The sequence below is a fragment of the Candidatus Agathobaculum pullicola genome (genome assembly GCF_052117205.1).
Taxonomy (GTDB): domain Bacteria; phylum Bacillota; class Clostridia; order Oscillospirales; family Butyricicoccaceae; genus Agathobaculum; species Agathobaculum pullicola.
Map to the genome: position 1 here is coordinate 123,298 of NZ_JBQKJP010000001.1, position 15,271 is coordinate 138,568.

Sequence of the window (15,271 nt, forward strand, 5' to 3'; positions counted from 1 at the left end):
TTACCACGGGAGGAAAATAATATGAAAAAACGATTGTTCAGCATCATTACGGCTCTGGCCATGTTCCTGAGCCTGCTGCCCGCCTTTCCGGCAGCGGCAGCAGCAGCAGAAATGAGAGATCTCTATGTCAGCGACAGCGGCACGGACAACAGCGGCTTCGGCACATCCCAAGTGTCCCCCTACAAAACCCTTGAATACGCCCTTGAGCAGGCGCAGACAGGCGATACGATTCATATTATCGGTACAGTGGTGACCGAACAGACTCAGACCGATATCCCGCTGATCATTGACAAGGGAGTCACCATCGAAGGGGATGACAGCGGTATCTTGAAGATCAGCCACGCAGGCATCATCTTGGGCAATTATGTCACATTCAGCAACCTGGCCCTTGGATTTTCAAACCCTGTCCGCAACGGGATCATTGCCAATGGTCATTCTCTGACCATGAAAAATGTAACGAAACCCGATAATACAGGATTCAGCACCCATCTGTTTGCCGGCGGGCTGTCCGATACCAATCTGCAGGATCTGCCCCCTGTAGGTGATTTCGGACACATCTTGCTGTCCGGCAAAGTTGAGGTAGGCGAGATTCACGCCGGCGGGCTGTCCGATGTATCCGTCAACGATCTCGGAACAAAAAAAGGCGTGAACACCTTCACAAAGAGCCACATCGTATTCTCCTCTGATTTAAGCCAAGACAGCACCATTGGTGCCATCTATGCCTGCGGCGCCCGGGAAGTTCGCGGAAACACCAGCGGCGAGGCAAACGGTGACACTCTGGTGACCGATCCTTCCAGATATAAGGTAACAGGCGGGGTGCAATTCATGTTGGGAACTGCCAACAAACAAATCGACATTGACGGTTCCACCGGCGGTCCCACCAATGCAGAAGTGACGTACAACTCCAATGATTCCTCTTCCCGAGGAGCAAAGGATATCAAGGATATTTCCAGTCTGGAGATCGAAAATGGCAAATTCTCTTTCAATACCACATCGGAAGAAAGCTTCCTGTTCACGGACATTACTGTGTACGGCGGTCAGACCTTGGAACTGCATAATTTCAAGAGCCAGTTCCCCGACAATACCGCGAACAATCTCACTGTAAAATCCTTTACCTCAATACCAAGAGGCGAAAAAAATAATCCTGCCAAGCTTACCCTCAAGGCCGGCACCAGTCTCCCCCACCAGCAGCTGAATATTCTTGGTCAGGCCTCCGGCGTAACCATGGTAGCGCTCGGCGGATTTAAAGGTGACACAAACGTATCTTGGAATAATGCCGTCGAGGGCAATTCCTACATCATCGCCGACGGTTCTTCTTTGGCCACATTCCTTCTGGCTCCCAGCGACAGCCAGCCGAACATGAGCTTTGTGCTTGCAGAAGGCGAAAGCAACAAGGCTGTCTGGAAAGCTTCCTCACAGCCCAATGACGGAAAAATCAGTCTCGACAAGGCGGAAGTCAAGATTTTGAATCCGCAGCCTCTGGAATGTATTCCCAACGGAGAGGTAAAGCCTGAAATCGAAGTCTGGTTAAAAGATGCTTCCGGACAAACACTGGTAGATCCCGAAAATTATGACATCAGCTATAGCGATAATGCTTTGCCGGGTGAAGCCTATGTTTACGCAGAGGGTATAGAAAGCAAGGGCTATGTGGGCACAGCTATGGGAATTTTTGAGATAGCCCCCTGCCCTGTAACCAATTCTAACTACCTTTTTAAAAAAGTGGAGGTACCCAATACGGGTGTGACTATGACCATAGATTTGCCCGACCCTGCCGAGCTCCACGAAAATTTGAAATATGACACCCCTAAAATTTTCGCGGGTTCTACTTACTTAAATGGTGATATAAAGCTGGAGAACAATCAGCTTACCTTTACAGCAAAGTCCTTTTCTTCAGTGAATAGCAGCCATGTAGGCGTAATCAAGATTCCTGTCGTATCCGATCTGGGTCAGGATTACTGTCCCTATAAATTCTATACTTTCGATCTCCAGTTCCGATTAGTCAATCCCAATCGATCCGAGGTGACCATCCTAGGCGTAGAGGCCGCCTCCGATCTGACCTACAACGGGCTCCCCCAGGAAGGCTATACAGGCACAGTGAGCAACAACGACAACTATGAAGAAGGCTATTTGCATTATTACTCCGGCCGAAAGGACACAACGTACAGCAGTTACACAGCACCCACCAATGCCGGTGACTACACTGTGACCATCTCTGTCAGAGATGTCGCAAATTATACGGGAAGTACGTCCATGGATTTCTCTATCGGCAAAAAGGATGTCATTGTACGTGCCGAAGATAAGACCGCCTATGTGGGTGACCCTGCTCCAAAGCTGAGCTATACCGCCGAAGGCTTTGCTCTATCCACCCACGTTATAGGAAAGGAACCCAGCCTGGGCTATGAAACCCAGCCGGATATGTCGAAGCCCGGAACGGCAACCATCAAATTCACCAAAGAAATTGGAGAAATCAGAGACAGTAAAACCTTCGAAGATATCACCGATAATTATAACATCATCTATAAAAACGGCACGTTGACCGTAGTCTCCCGTCCCGGTGACGGCGGTGACAGCGGCAACGGCGGCAACTCCGGTGACAGCGGTTCCTCCGGCGGCGGCGGTTCCTCCGGCGGCGGCGGTTCCTCCGGCGGTGGCGGTTCCTCCGGCGGCGGCGGTTCCTCCGGCGGCGGCGGTTCCTCCGGCGGCTCCTCCTCCAACACCACCACCAAAACGGAGAAGAACCCGGACGGCTCCACCACCACGACCGTGACCGACAAGAAGACGGGCACCGTGACCGAGACCACCAAGAACACCGACGGCAGTACCACCGTTGTGGAGACCAAGAAGGACGGCACCGTCACCGAGACCAACAAGACCGCTGACGGCACCACCGGCACCGTGGTCACCGACAAGAACGGCAGCGTAACCGAAGTGAAGTCCACCGTTTCCACTGCTGCCGCGAAGGAAGCCGGCAAGACCGGCGGGGCCGTGACCCTGCCCGTGGAGGTTCCCGCTGTCAAGACCACCGGGGACGCTCCCGCCGTGGAGGTTTCCGTGCCCAAGAGCACCGGCTCCGTCAAGGTGGAGATCCCCGTGGAGAAGGTCACTCCCGGCACTGTGGCTGTCATCGTGAAGGCCGATGGCACCGAGGAGATCGTCAAGACCTCCATTCCCACCAAAACCGGCGTGGCGCTGACCCTGGATGGCTCCGCCACTGTGAAGGTCATGGACAACGCCAAGAAATTCTCCGATGTACCCGCAAGCCACTGGGCCGGCGACGCAGTTGCCTTCGCCTCCGCCCGGGGCATCACCGGCGGCACCTCCGACACCACCTTCTCTCCGGACGCTTCCTGCACCCGCAGCCAGATCGTCACCTTCCTGTGGCGGGCCGCCGGGTCCCCTGAGCCCAAGGGCTTGAGCAACCTTTCCGATGTTCCCGCCGACGCCTACTACGCCAAGGCGGTGGCCTGGGCATTGGAGAACGGCATCACGGGGGGAACCGGCAATGGCATGTTCAGCCCCGACGCCACCTGCACCCGCAGTCAGAGCGTGACCTTCCTCTATCGCGCAGCCGGGTCTCCCACGGCTTCTGATGACATCGCGTTCAGCGATGTTACCGCTGAGAGCTACTATGCCGACGCCGTGGCCTGGGCCATCGAGAATGGCATCACCGCCGGCGTGGGCGGCGGCCTCTTCGACCCCAACGCCACCTGCACCCGTGCGCAGATCGTAACCTTCCTGCACCGCAGCTATCTGAGCAAATGACATAGCAATGAGAACAGCGGTCGTATAATGCGACCGCTATTCTCTTACCGCTGTCGAGACTGAAATTTGGGGAAAGAGAGCAAAGGAGCCACCACATGAAGAACGAATCACAGCAGGCACTGCTGCTTCTCTGGCAATACCTACATCAGCATACAGATGAACAGCATCCGGTCTCGGTCACAGACATTCTCGCATTCTGGCAGCAGCACGGCATTCAGGCCGGACGCAAGAGTGTTTACACTGACATCGAACTGCTGCAGAATGTCGGGATGGATATCGTCTGCGTCAAAAGCAGTCAGAATAGATACTTTGTGGGCCAGAGGCTCTTCGAGCTGCCGGAGCTGAAACTGCTGGTGGACGCGGTGGAATCCTCCCGGTTTATCACGGAGAAAAAGAGTACCGCCCTCATCAAGAAGCTGGGCCATCTCACCAGCACAGCGCAGGCGGAGCAGTTGAACCGCCGCATTTACATGGGCGGCACTCCAAAGCCGGAGAATGAGAGCATCTACTACAATGTGGATACCATCCACAACGCCGTCCAGAAGAAACAGCAAATCACCTTCCAGTATTTTGAGTACACGCCTAAAAAGGAAAAGATACTCAAGCATGATGGATACAAGTATCGGTTCAGCCCCTACGCCATGATCTGGAATCGGGACTGCTACTATGCCGTAGGCTGGTCGGAAAAGCACGGAAAGATTGCACAATTTCGGGTGGACCGCATGACGGCAGTCGAACCGCTGGAACAGGCGGCAGTCCAGACACCGGACTTTGATCCGGCGGAGTATGTCCGCAAGGTGTTTGGGATGTACCCGGACGACCTCTGTACCGTAGAGCTGCTGTGCGATAATGAGGTCATGCGCAGCGTCATCGACCGCTTCGGTGAAAATGTGCGGAAGGAAACTGCAGATGAACAGCATTTCCGTGCCACAGTCGAGGTCGCGCCAAGCCCTCCGTTTTTCAGCTGGATCTTTACTTTTGGAGGAAAGATCCGCATCATTAGCCCGTTAACGGTGTTGGAGGAAATGCGGGATATGGCAGCGTGGCTGAAATAATTTCTGGATGGTGTTCCCTGTGGGGAACACCATCTTTTTCATGTCTTGCAAATCGAACGAATGTTTGCTATACTGAGGCTACAGTGTTTCCAGAGAAGAGAACACGGATAGGAGGTGAGTTACTTGGAACAGACATTCGGCAGCTTCATTCGGGAGAAACGGCAATCTATCGGATTGTCCCTGCGCACGCTGGCGGCAAAGCTGGACTTGTCGCCGGTCTATCTGAGCAACATTGAGAACGACCGCAGACCGGCGCCGACGCGCGCATATTTGGAACGGTTGGAGCAGGAACTGCATCTGAGCAAGGTGGACACCGAGCAGATGCTGGATCTTGCCGCCAAGTCCCAGAATAACCGGGTATCCGCAGACCTGCCGGACTACATCATGGATCGGGAGATCGTCCGGGCCGCACTCCGCACGGCAAAGGAGGCAGACGCCACAGACCAGGAGTGGCAGGAATTTATCGACCGGATCACCCAGCGCGCAAAGAAATCCAAAGAGGGCGGTGAAATAGACGCATGAAAAAAGCATATTACCGCGAACAGGCGCTGGAGCGGATCGCCCGCGATGTGATCACCGCCTATGACCTCAGACTTTATTACGGCCCTCCCACAGCCATTCCCATTGAGGACATCATCGAGGCACAGGGGCTGGTGCTGGAGTATCAGTATCTGCGGAATAATGGGCGGGTTTTGGGCGAGACCATCTTTGACGACGGTCTCACAGCGATCTATGACCGGGAAAACCACCGCTATGACCTTCTTCCCGTCAAGGGCAGCACCATCCTCATCGACTGCTCTCTCTGCGAAGAGGAAGCATCTACCGGGCGGCTGCGCTTTACCTGCGCCCATGAGCTGGGGCACTGGCTGCTCCATAAGAAACAGTTCAGTGGGACCGGCGAAAACGCGGCGCTCCGTTCCGGCGATGAGAGCGACAACACATTGGAAGTGCAGGCGAACCTGCTGGGCTCTATCCTTCTGCTGCCGCTGCCGCAGGTCAAGCGCTGCTTCTATCAGCTGCGCTCCGGACGGACAAATCAACAGCTGGTGACGGATATGGCAGGTATCTTTCAGGTATCCAAGCAGGCCATGCGCATTCGGTTGGAGAACCATAACCTGCTGTAAAAAATTTTCATGTGCTGTTCTCAAAAAAGAGAACAGAGAAAGCGAGGCGCTATGTCAAAAACCAATTCCCTGCGCTGTCCGCTGTGCGGCAAGGGCCGTATCGCGGATATCCCCAGCGGTGCGGAGCAGTCTCAGTACAGGCTGTTTGCGCTGCACAGAGCGGAACACCCTGACCTGATCGCCAAATGCCCCAAGTGCGGCGAACAGATCGGCATCACGGTGCTGACACCGGATGCTCACCCCCTGATCCACACGCCCATCCCCTTTATGGGATATGTTCAGGCATAAATTAAAAATCCAATTGATATGACTTCGTCAAGCGCACCAGCCACCCATCGTCGAATATGGGAACATTGAGTTAGGAGCCTTACAAGTAGCTTTTCAGCTATGTGTAAGGCTCTTTTTTGCGCCTTTCTTTGGCTGAAAAGCGGAAAGGCACACAATGCGCAGACGCTGGCAACCCTATATCGCTAAATATCCGTGACCCCATCTCAGACATTTCAAAAAAAATCTGAGATTGGAGTCATGAATCATGAAAAAATGGCAGGAAGAACGCAACTACCGGCGCGTTCGAAACGAGGCTGGCGAAGTCATCACCAATATCATCACTGTAGACGGCATGGATGTAGTGGTGCCGGAAGATGTGTATCTGGCCTACTCTCAGGCAGACCGCAGGGAACGCTATATCATGGAGGAACAGTCCTCCGGAAAACTGCTCTCTCTGGAGCAGATGGCGGAAGATGCGCTTTTGCCGGACTATGTCGGAGCGGAAACGGCCCCCAGTGCTGAAACGGAGGCACTGGAGCGTGAGGAATTCCGGGATTTGGCAGAACAGAAGCAGATCCTTTTGCTGGCGCTGCTGTCACTAAAGGATACCGACCGGGAACTCATCAACGCTCTGTTCTTCGACGGCGCGTCTACACGGGAATACGCCCAAAGAATGGGCGTCAGCCAGCGGGCGGTCATCAAGCGGAGAGACCGTATCCTGCGGGATCTCAAAAAGTTTTTTGAAAATTCCTCGAAATAAAGGTATTCACCGAACGCAATTTTCGGGAGGACAGTGAGGGGCTCCGAATCGCCCCTCGCTGTTCCTTGAAAATTGCATACCAGCAATACGGATAACCACCCGGACAGAAGAGCGATCCGCGCAGTGTGCGCCACGACCCACGGGAAGCCTTGCAGCTTCTCGTGGCGAGCGATTTTACCTGCGCGGGGGCGGCGTTGGCAGCGCCGCCCGCAGAGACGCTGTTCGGGCAGATAATGAGACACAATGCACTGGCCAGCATGAAGAGGCTGGGCTGCTCCGGGATTGAAAGCAGTAGAGATCCCGGAAATACGCCCGTGAAGGTCTTGCCGGACCTTGTCCGTATTGTTCCCTTTTCTCACCGGGGCGCGCGCTGCAAATACGGTGGAAACGAAAACAAAGCATGACAGAAAAGAGGAAATTATCGGATGAATACCAACGATAACAGGCTGAAAGCCCATAAACTGATCGACCATATTTTTCAGGATCTTCTTCCCGCCCACGGTATGACACAGCGCCCGGAGCAGATCCAATTGAGTCACCGGATGCTGGACGCCATGCAGGGCGGGAGGATCGCCCTGTGCGATGCCGGGACGGGCATCGGCAAGACCTACGCCTATCTGGCGGCTGCCACGGCAGCGTCGGCTTTTCCAACAGGGCAGATCGTCCGCCCCATTATCATTTCCACTTCCAGTATCGCGCTGCAAAATGCGGTGCTGACGGAGTATCTGCCGCTGCTGTCCTGTGTCCTAATGGCGGACGGGATTCTTACCAAGCCACTGAAAGCGGTCATCCGCAAAGGCAAAAGCCATTATGTCTGCGATGAGCGATTGGACAGGCGGCTGCGTCAGGTATATCCTGCAAAGAAAAATCCGGAAGCGCTGGCAGCGCTCCGAACTCTTAAGGAAACGCTGGACATGGACGGCGTTTCCCATCTCAGCGGCTATGACCGGGAGCGTGTCTGCGTACCGCAGGTCTGCGACTGCAAGCAGAGGGACTGCCGCTATCAGCGGTTTCTCAAGACCTGTGACAAAGGTCAATTCCTGTTTCAAATCTGCAATCATAATCTGCTGGTGGCAGACGCCATCCACCACAGCGAGGGAAAACGCCCCATCTTCCCGGAGCACGGCATCATCATCGTGGATGAAGCCCATAAGCTCCCGGAGACCGCACAGCAGATGCTGGGTGTGACGTTGGCGGCCGAAGAGATACGAAACCTTATCCTTCAGCTAAAAGAGGAACGGTACTTACTGGCGGCAGAAATGCTGGAGGACAGCACCGGCCCTTTGCTGTGCAAGCTGGCACAGTCCAGAGAGGAAGCGGAGCCGGTGGAAGCCTGTTTGCGATTGCTGACCGCACCATCCCGCACATTGCCCATCATCCAGCGGCAGATCGGCAGCGTGCTCTCCCCGCTGGGAAGCTGCCAGCTGAATACGGTACTGGACGCGGTCAAGCTGTTCACCAGTCCCCAGACAGATATGATTTTTTATTGATTTGATAGACGGAAATCTTCTTATAAGCCCGCGCAAGTGTTTATAAAACCTCGCGAAAATGGCTTAAAATCAAGGTTTTCTGCATATCGTCATTTATCTTGCCATATCTCCGTATAAGATGATTTTGTAAGACCGGGCACCATTTTGGCACCACAAATTATAGGAGGACGACATGAAAAACGTACTTTTAGACAAGGGTATTATACTCCCGTCCGGCGAAATCAGCAAGGATAAGGTAAACCTTGTAACCGGAGCAATCACGCAGCCATTCGCAGAAATGGTATGGGTAACGACAGGCGGCGACATGGAAACCGTAAACCGCTTGACCGACGTACTTGTTACCATGAACACCCCCGCCGACCGGGGGAAGCTGTTCAAAATCATAAAAATGCTCTATGGGCTTATGGGCTTGCCCTTTTCCGAGGAAGCCGAGCCTATGGACGCAGACCCCGCCGTTTTGGAATACTTCATTTTTTCCTTTACGGCAGACTTTGGCGAAGTCATACAAGACCTCATAGCCGAAGAAGCAGAATAACGCACCGCACAGGCGGCGTTTCTCACTTCCCACAAGGAAGAACAGGAACGCCGCTTTTTTCATGCCCTTTGTTACGCAGTAGGCATGAAAAAGCCCTTGATTTACGCGGCTTTGCGGACGCGGTTTTCAGCGGATAAGGGATTGATACCTAAACCCTCAAAATCGCGTTTCTATTGCGTAACAGGTATGCAGCAAAGGAGTGATGAAGCTATGGCAGTTTTCAGAGTGGAGCGCAACAAGGGCTATACGGTTATGAGCAACCACCACTTACGCAATAAGGAGCTATCCCTAAAGGCAAAAGGGCTGTTATCGCAAATGCTGTCCTTGCCAGAGGATTGGGACTACACCCTTGCGGGGCTGTCCTTTATCAACCGGGAGAAAATCGACGCTATCCGGGAAGCCGTTAAGGAACTGGAACGCGCCGGGTATATCGTGCGTTCAAGGGAACGCGACGAGAAAGGACGCTTGCGCGGCGCAGATTATGTGATTTTTGAGCAGCCGCAGACCCCGCCTGTATCGGATTTACCTACATTGGAAAATCCAACATTGGATAATCCAACGTTGGAAAAACCTACGCAGAAAAAACCTACGTTGGAAAATCCAACGCAATTAAATAAAGATATACAAAAGACTAACTTACCAAAAAAGAAAAATCAAATATAGATTTATCAAGTACCGATTCCATTCCTATCCATTCCCTAAATCCCTTGCCTTACGACGGGGAAGCGGCAGAGCCGCCGGAACGGAAACGAAAGGAAGCGACAGACGCATACAGCGTTTATGAGGAAATCATCAAGGACAATATCGAGTACGACCATTTTGTACGCTACGGGCAGGTAGACAAAGACCGTCTGGACGAAATTGTTTCGATTATCCTTGAAACGGTATGCAGCAAGAGAAAGACAATCCGTATCGCCGGGGACGATTACCCGGCAGAGCTTGTCAAGGCAAAGTTTATGAAGCTCAACAGCAGTCACATTGAATTTGTCTTTGACTGCATGAAAGAGAATACCACCAAAATCCGCAACATCAAACAGTACCTTAAAGCGGTGCTGTTCAATGCGCCGAATACCATTGACAGCTACTATACCGCCCTTGTCGCTCACGACATGGCGACAGGCAAAATCTAAAGGAGGATTACCACATGGCACAGAAAACAGGAGCTTTGATTTTTGACGAACAGACCGACCGCTACGACATTCGCTTTGACATTGCCGACTATTACGGCGGCTTGCATTGCGGAGAGTGTTTCGACGTATTCACAGGCGGCAAATGGAAGCCGACCCGCATTGAAATGAGCGCGGCGCAGGAATGGTACCTTGTGGGTATCCGCGCCGAGGATTTGAACGGCTTGCGCGTCCGTATCTAAAGCTTATGGGCGGCTACCGCAGCGGCGTACCACCCTAGCCGTGGGTCCCACGGGACAGGATTTCAATCTTATGGTCGCAATAGGGACACAGGCGGGCCAGCGTTATGCTGCTGCTCCTGGCGCACTCCGCCCGGAGCCTATCCTGCTCCGCCTTAACTTGGGCATAACGGACTGGATTTTCGGTTCTGATATTGTATCGTGGCATAAGAAAGATTCCCTCCAGTTCAAAACAGTTCTTTCTCGTCCGGCTCAATACGGACAAGAGCATACGGATCTTTCAAATCATTCCGTGTCAAAAGTCCAAGCTGCTTTAGTCGGATGGAGAGGGCAGCTTTGGATACCTCCAGGTTTTCTGCTACTGTTGCAAATGCCTGGTACTCTTTGGGCGCAAATACACGGTTTAACATACGGATTTTGGAGTACAATCCCACTGCTTCCATCTGTTTCACCAATAGATCCAGCGGCATTAATATGGCAGCTGTCAGCATATTAACACGCCATTCTTCCCAGTCCACTTGTCTCCCGCCATACCGTATGGAGGAATCTGTACAGCAATAGACATGTCGATGGTTTATACCTGGGGCATATTCTTTTGGAAAAAGCATTTTGAGGATCTGATGACTGGCCTCATGGACAAGAGTACACTGGGCTGGACTATGAGATCGAGGTCATCACCCACGATCAGAGCGACGATATTGCTCACGCTGTGCGGGAAGGAGTCCAGACCGGGGCTGGCGACCAGGGGATCATGTATGGCTTTGCCTGTGATGAGACAGAATCCTATCTTCCTCTGCCGGTCATCCTGGCCCACCGGCTCACCCGGCTGCTGACCAACGCCAGAAAAACCGGGATGATCCAGGGCCTGCGTCCGGACGGCAAGGCGCAGGTGTCTGTGGAGTACAACTTCGATATCCCCATGCGTCTTGCAGCGGTGGTTCTGTCCTGCCAGCATGACCCGGAGAAAGATCTGGACCAGCTGCGGGAGGAACTCATGGACCATGTGATCCAGCCCGCACTGCAGGAGCTGCCGCCCGATGGGGAAACGGAGGTCCTGATCAATCCATCGGGGCGGTTTATCTATGGCGGATTTGAGGCGGATACCGGCCTCACGGGCCGCAAGCTGATGGTGGATACCTATGGCGGACTGGCCCCTCACGGCGGCGGCGCGCTGTCTGGGAAAGATGCCACCAAGGTGGACCGCAGCGGAGCCTACATGGCCCGCTATATTGCAAAAAACATTGTATCTGCCGGTCTGGCGGATCGCTGTACCGTCACTCTGGCCTATGCCATTGGCAAGGCTGAACCCGTGGCGGTCAACGTGGACACCGATGGGACCGGCGAATACCGGGATGATGTGCTGGAACAGGCCGTCCAGGCGGTCTTTGACCTGACCCCCGCCGGGATGCGTCACACCCTCGGACTGGACAAGCCCATCTTCGCTCAGCTCTGCAACTATGGCCACTTTACCCATCCGAACGCTCCCTGGGAGCAGATGGACAAAGTGGAGGTACTGTGCAACGCCTGTCGCATCAAGGAAGCAGGTGTGTCGGACCGTTGAAACATGTTGCCTCCTGTTCCTTTGGTAAGGACAGCCTTGCCACCATATTACTGGCTCTGGAACATGGGGAGCCTCTGGATGAGGCAGTATACTGTGAGGTCATGTTCGACAAGGAGATCTCCGGTGAGGTGCCGGAACACCGAGATTTTGTCTACACCACCGCCATTCCGGCTTTAGAACGCAGGGGTGTGAAGGTAACCGTCCTGCGCAGTGAGAAAACATATGTGGATCTCTTCACAGGCAAAATCACCCGCGGTCCCAAGAAGGGCCTTCTGCGTTCTTTTCCCATCTGCGGACGGTGTGCTGTTCAGAGAGATTGCAAGCTGAAACCGATCCTGCGATACCAAAAAACGCTGCCGCCCGACACAGTTCAGTATATTGGGATCGCCAAGGACGAGCAGGAACGGCTGCTTCGATTGGCCGGGAACCGGGTCTCCTTACTGGACAAGTACAACTGCACAGAGGAAGATGCAAAGCAGCTCTGCCAGCGGGCAGGGCTGCTTTCGCCTGTCTACACATTTACAACCCGCGGGGGCTGTTGGTTCTGCCCTAACGCCAAAAGAAAAGAACTGCGCCATCTCTATGATTACCACCCGAACCTGTGGGAACGGATGTTGGAGCTGCAGGCCTTACCCAACAAGGTAAGCGAGAAATTCAATCGCAGCGAGACCTTCTCCGACATTGACGCGGAGTTTCGTTTGGAAGATGCGCAGGAGAGTCTGTTCCAAAATGCTGCATAAAAAAGGAGATGACAACAACGAGCAATCAGAAATATGAAATCACGGAGATCTCACACGAAAGGTATCCCTTCCTTCATCGTATCCGGGCGCTCCGAGATGTGAGTGCGGAGGTCAGCGCCGGTGATTTAGGTGGCTTCGTGGAGAGCGAGAGCAACCTTTCCTTTGAGCCGAACGATACCGCATGGATTTTTGACGATGCCATTGCCTGTAATGACGCCTATGTTGACAAGGGGGCTGTTCTGCGCGGAGAGGCGGTCGTCTGCGACAACGCTTATATCTCTATGGGCGCTGTCCTTTCCGGCCATGCGCGGGTAGAGGACAATGCCTATATACGCGGCGCTGTGCTCAGCGCCTCTGCCAGGGCCTCCGGGTTTTCCATGATCCTCAATGACAAGGATACCATGGGCGTTCCCATTCTGTCCGGCCACTGCGCGGTCTATGGCAAAGTATCCGGGGATGTGCGTCTGACAGGCAGCGCATTGGTGATCAGCGGTGAGGAAATCCGCAACGATAGCGGAACCAGGTACGTCTGTCCTTGATCCGGATGCTGTCCATCTCCTGCGTGGTGTAGTACCTGCCGATCCGCTTCACCTGGTAGCCCAGGGAGATCAGCAGATCTGGAAGGTCCGTGTCTCGGACAGTGGCCATTTCAGCCTCTGTAAAACGAGTTTTTTCTGACGTTTGTATCATGTTCACCCCCCTTCTAGGAAAAACAAAAAAGGGGCCGGAGGACGCATCTGCTTGAGATGTGTCCTCCGGCCCCTTGCTTTGACTCCTTGTGTTATTGTTCGATGTCCGCTGTGTCTCTCCGCCTCCGTGCTGGCCTCGCTGGCGTCTGGGGTGGTACCGGCGGCTCCGTTGTCCTCCGAGGCTTCCTCGGTGCTCTCAGGGGCCTCCTGTGGGGCCAGGCTGGCTTCGGCTTCCGCCAGCGCCTGCTCGATCAGGCCCAGGACGAAGTCCCGCTGGGTGAGCTTTACGCCGGTCCGAGCCGTTTCTCTGGCCAGGTGGGTCTTGATGCGCTGGAAGAGTTCCTCGGGGATCTGGAATGCCATCGTTCTGCTGCCTGTCATGTTGATTCCTCCATTCTCATCTTTCATCTTGTAGTATTCAGTGAGCAGTGCTGCGATGTACTGGCTGGTGGTCATCTCCAGGCGGTCTTTTTCTTCTGTTACCCGGTTGTGCAGGGCGATGTCGATTTGAGCGCATAGGTTTTTCTTGTCTGCCATGGTCTGCTCTCCTTTCCTCGTTTTGCAACGCAAGTATATCCAAAACCATGTCAGAAAGCTATTACCAAGACCACCAAGGAACCAAGGACAAAGCAAGCAATACCACCAACTGAAACAGCTATGTAATAATGTAATAAAAAGAGAGAAGCCCCCGTTGGCAGTTCGATTTGAACTACCAGCGGGGGCTTCTCTCGCTGTTTTCTCTTTGCTCAGAGGTTCGAATCACCCCACATCACGAAAATGGCCTTTTGCATCTCCGTAAGCGTAAAATAGAGGAGGACCTTTCCCCCTGTGGTAAGATGGGAGTAAAAAGACAGGGGGCAGAGAGGTCATGAGTGAGGAAAAGCGAATTTTGCAGTGCCTGAACTGCGGGCAGCCGTTTGAGCCAACGTGTCATATCACGCGGCAGAAATTTTGCTGTGACGCATGTCGGCACAAATATCATAACGCCAAGCGGCATTATGATGTGCCAGTAGATATCTGCCCAGGTTGTGGAGATATCGTGGAGCAGAGTGGAGAACGGGGACGGCGGAGGCGGTTTTGCAGTGACCAATGCCGGGTCAAATATCATGCTCGTAAGGTCATGGAACGACGGCAGGCAAGAGAACAAACAAAAGCGATCTGTCCCAACTGCGGGAAAGAGTTTCAGGCAGAATGGGGAACAGGGAAACAACGGCGGTTCTGCAGTGACCCGTGTAGGATCGAATGGTGGGCGGCGTATCACAAAGCGAATCCCAGTATAGAAGAACCGGCGGAGACATGTGCGACCTGTGGAGCACCGCTGCCAGGGAAGCAAAAAGGCCAGAAATATTGCAGCCGGTTTTGTTACCTGTTGGCGATGGACCAGACACATGTGGAAGGGACCTGCCAGTGGTGCGGCCGGCCGATCGCCACCACCATTGGGGTGGAGCGGACCTATTGCAGCCGGGAATGTGCGGCAGCAGGCCGGTACGCTTTGCGGGGGTTTCACAAAGGCAGCCACCGGATCAGTGCCGCAGATACCCAGCTATGGCTGGAAAAGCTGACACAGGCCGCCAGAGCGAACAAAAGCGGTGTGCGTGGGAAGCGAGTCCGTCTTGTATGCGGAACGACCAGCATGTACACCGGCCTGGATGGATTGACCGCGATCATCCGCTATCATTTGCGGTGTGATCCATACGATGGAAGCGTGTATGTGTTCCGTGACGGAACGGGCAGTATGCTGAAATATATTGAATGGGATGGTCAGAGCTTTCAACAGGGGAAACGGCGGGCCCAGAGCGGCACATACCCCTGGCCGAAAGGAGAGTCTGGCCGTGTGGTCGAGATCAGCGAGAAAGAGTTTACATATCTTCTGAGTCGATCTATTGTGCCGTTCAAGTCCCATAAGAAAGATATCTAAAAAG

14 protein-coding genes and 2 pseudogenes are annotated in these 15,271 nt (G+C 53.8%); 14 read left to right on the top strand and 2 right to left on the bottom strand.

Going from position 1 to position 15,271, the window contains the following annotated elements; translation table 11 throughout:
• Positions 1 to 21: 21 nt before the first annotated feature.
• From ACTQ3V_RS00700 to ACTQ3V_RS00745, 10 genes and pseudogenes are all read left to right on the top strand, one after another.
• Complete coding sequence (locus tag ACTQ3V_RS00700; protein ID WP_441465814.1) at positions 22 to 3,762, top strand: S-layer homology domain-containing protein; 3,741 nt, start codon at positions 22 to 24, stop codon at positions 3,760 to 3,762.
• Positions 3,763 to 3,857: 95 nt separating this feature from the next.
• Complete coding sequence (locus tag ACTQ3V_RS00705; protein ID WP_441363934.1) at positions 3,858 to 4,817, top strand: helix-turn-helix transcriptional regulator; 960 nt, start codon at positions 3,858 to 3,860, stop codon at positions 4,815 to 4,817.
• A gap of 123 nt (positions 4,818 to 4,940) precedes the next feature.
• On the top strand, positions 4,941 to 5,339 hold the full coding sequence (locus ACTQ3V_RS00710) for a helix-turn-helix domain-containing protein (RefSeq protein WP_441363933.1): 399 nt from the start codon (positions 4,941 to 4,943) through the stop codon (positions 5,337 to 5,339).
• A complete protein-coding gene (locus ACTQ3V_RS00715) occupies positions 5,336 to 5,941 on the top strand; it encodes an ImmA/IrrE family metallo-endopeptidase (RefSeq protein WP_441465815.1) in 606 nt (201 codons plus the stop codon). The genes ACTQ3V_RS00710 and ACTQ3V_RS00715 overlap by 4 nt, the downstream gene beginning before the upstream one ends.
• Positions 5,942 to 5,992: 51 nt before the next feature.
• A complete protein-coding gene (locus ACTQ3V_RS00720; RefSeq protein ID WP_118623837.1) occupies positions 5,993 to 6,229 on the top strand; it encodes a hypothetical protein in 237 nt (78 codons plus the stop codon).
• Between the two features lie 244 nt (positions 6,230 to 6,473).
• Positions 6,474 to 6,968, top strand: coding sequence for an Lrp/AsnC family transcriptional regulator (locus ACTQ3V_RS00725; protein ID WP_441464598.1), 495 nt, complete (start codon positions 6,474 to 6,476; stop codon positions 6,966 to 6,968).
• Positions 6,969 to 7,393: 425 nt separating this feature from the next.
• Positions 7,394 to 8,458, top strand: a complete 1,065-nt coding sequence (locus tag ACTQ3V_RS00730) for an ATP-dependent DNA helicase (RefSeq protein WP_441465816.1) — start codon at positions 7,394 to 7,396, stop codon at positions 8,456 to 8,458.
• Between the two features lie 172 nt (positions 8,459 to 8,630).
• Positions 8,631 to 8,993, top strand: a complete 363-nt coding sequence (locus tag ACTQ3V_RS00735) for a hypothetical protein (protein WP_002584990.1) — start codon at positions 8,631 to 8,633, stop codon at positions 8,991 to 8,993.
• A 186-nt stretch (positions 8,994 to 9,179) separates the two neighbouring features.
• Positions 9,180 to 10,123: pseudogene (locus tag ACTQ3V_RS00740) on the top strand (DUF6017 domain-containing protein).
• Positions 10,124 to 10,137: 14 nt separating this feature from the next.
• A complete protein-coding gene (locus ACTQ3V_RS00745) occupies positions 10,138 to 10,362 on the top strand; it encodes a DUF5348 domain-containing protein (protein ID WP_002584988.1) in 225 nt (74 codons plus the stop codon).
• A gap of 224 nt (positions 10,363 to 10,586) precedes the next feature.
• Here the strand turns inward: ACTQ3V_RS00745 and ACTQ3V_RS00750 are convergent, their stop codons facing one another.
• A complete protein-coding gene (locus ACTQ3V_RS00750) occupies positions 10,587 to 10,877 on the bottom strand; it encodes a hypothetical protein (RefSeq protein WP_441465817.1) in 291 nt (96 codons plus the stop codon).
• A 125-nt stretch (positions 10,878 to 11,002) separates the two neighbouring features.
• On the opposite strand from ACTQ3V_RS00750, the pseudogene metK reads away from it, so the two are divergent.
• The 3 genes and pseudogenes from metK to ACTQ3V_RS00765 all read left to right on the top strand — a co-directional run.
• A pseudogene (gene metK / locus ACTQ3V_RS00755) lies at positions 11,003 to 11,920 on the top strand (methionine adenosyltransferase); the annotation flags it as partial.
• Positions 11,917 to 12,660, top strand: coding sequence for a phosphoadenosine phosphosulfate reductase (locus tag ACTQ3V_RS00760; protein WP_441465818.1), 744 nt, complete (start codon positions 11,917 to 11,919; stop codon positions 12,658 to 12,660). The pseudogene metK and the gene ACTQ3V_RS00760, both read left to right, overlap by 4 nt.
• An 8-nt stretch (positions 12,661 to 12,668) precedes the next feature.
• Positions 12,669 to 13,199: a hypothetical protein gene (locus ACTQ3V_RS00765; RefSeq protein ID WP_441465819.1), complete on the top strand. Its 531-nt coding sequence runs from the start codon at positions 12,669 to 12,671 to the stop codon at positions 13,197 to 13,199.
• A 153-nt stretch (positions 13,200 to 13,352) separates the two neighbouring features.
• Here ACTQ3V_RS00765 and ACTQ3V_RS00770 read toward each other — a convergent pair whose 3' ends face one another.
• Positions 13,353 to 13,886: a translation initiation factor 2 gene (locus ACTQ3V_RS00770; protein WP_441465820.1), complete on the bottom strand. Its 534-nt coding sequence runs from the start codon at positions 13,884 to 13,886 to the stop codon at positions 13,353 to 13,355.
• 331 nt (positions 13,887 to 14,217) lie between these two features.
• On the opposite strand from ACTQ3V_RS00770, the gene tnpB reads away from it, so the two are divergent.
• A complete protein-coding gene (tnpB, locus tag ACTQ3V_RS00775) occupies positions 14,218 to 15,267 on the top strand; it encodes an IS66 family insertion sequence element accessory protein TnpB (RefSeq protein WP_441465821.1) in 1,050 nt (349 codons plus the stop codon).
• The last annotated feature ends 4 nt before the right edge of the window (positions 15,268 to 15,271 follow it).

Excerpts from the sequence above, each read along its gene's own strand:
- ACTQ3V_RS00705 (WP_441363934.1), top strand. The coding sequence starts at position 3,858 with ATGAAGAACGAATCACAGCAGGCACTGCTGCTTCTCTGGCAATACCTA.
- ACTQ3V_RS00730 (WP_441465816.1), top strand. The coding sequence starts at position 7,394 with ATGAATACCAACGATAACAGGCTGAAAGCCCATAAACTGATCGACCAT.
- ACTQ3V_RS00725 (WP_441464598.1), top strand. The coding sequence starts at position 6,474 with ATGAAAAAATGGCAGGAAGAACGCAACTACCGGCGCGTTCGAAACGAG.
- ACTQ3V_RS00700 (WP_441465814.1), top strand. The coding sequence starts at position 22 with ATGAAAAAACGATTGTTCAGCATCATTACGGCTCTGGCCATGTTCCTG.
- tnpB (WP_441465821.1), top strand. The coding sequence starts at position 14,218 with ATGAGTGAGGAAAAGCGAATTTTGCAGTGCCTGAACTGCGGGCAGCCG.
- ACTQ3V_RS00735 (WP_002584990.1), top strand. The coding sequence starts at position 8,631 with ATGAAAAACGTACTTTTAGACAAGGGTATTATACTCCCGTCCGGCGAA.
- ACTQ3V_RS00720 (WP_118623837.1), top strand. The coding sequence starts at position 5,993 with ATGTCAAAAACCAATTCCCTGCGCTGTCCGCTGTGCGGCAAGGGCCGT.
- ACTQ3V_RS00770 (WP_441465820.1), bottom strand. The coding sequence starts at position 13,886 with ATGGCAGACAAGAAAAACCTATGCGCTCAAATCGACATCGCCCTGCAC.
- ACTQ3V_RS00745 (WP_002584988.1), top strand. The coding sequence starts at position 10,138 with ATGGCACAGAAAACAGGAGCTTTGATTTTTGACGAACAGACCGACCGC.
- ACTQ3V_RS00715 (WP_441465815.1), top strand. The coding sequence starts at position 5,336 with ATGAAAAAAGCATATTACCGCGAACAGGCGCTGGAGCGGATCGCCCGC.
- ACTQ3V_RS00765 (WP_441465819.1), top strand. The coding sequence starts at position 12,669 with ATGACAACAACGAGCAATCAGAAATATGAAATCACGGAGATCTCACAC.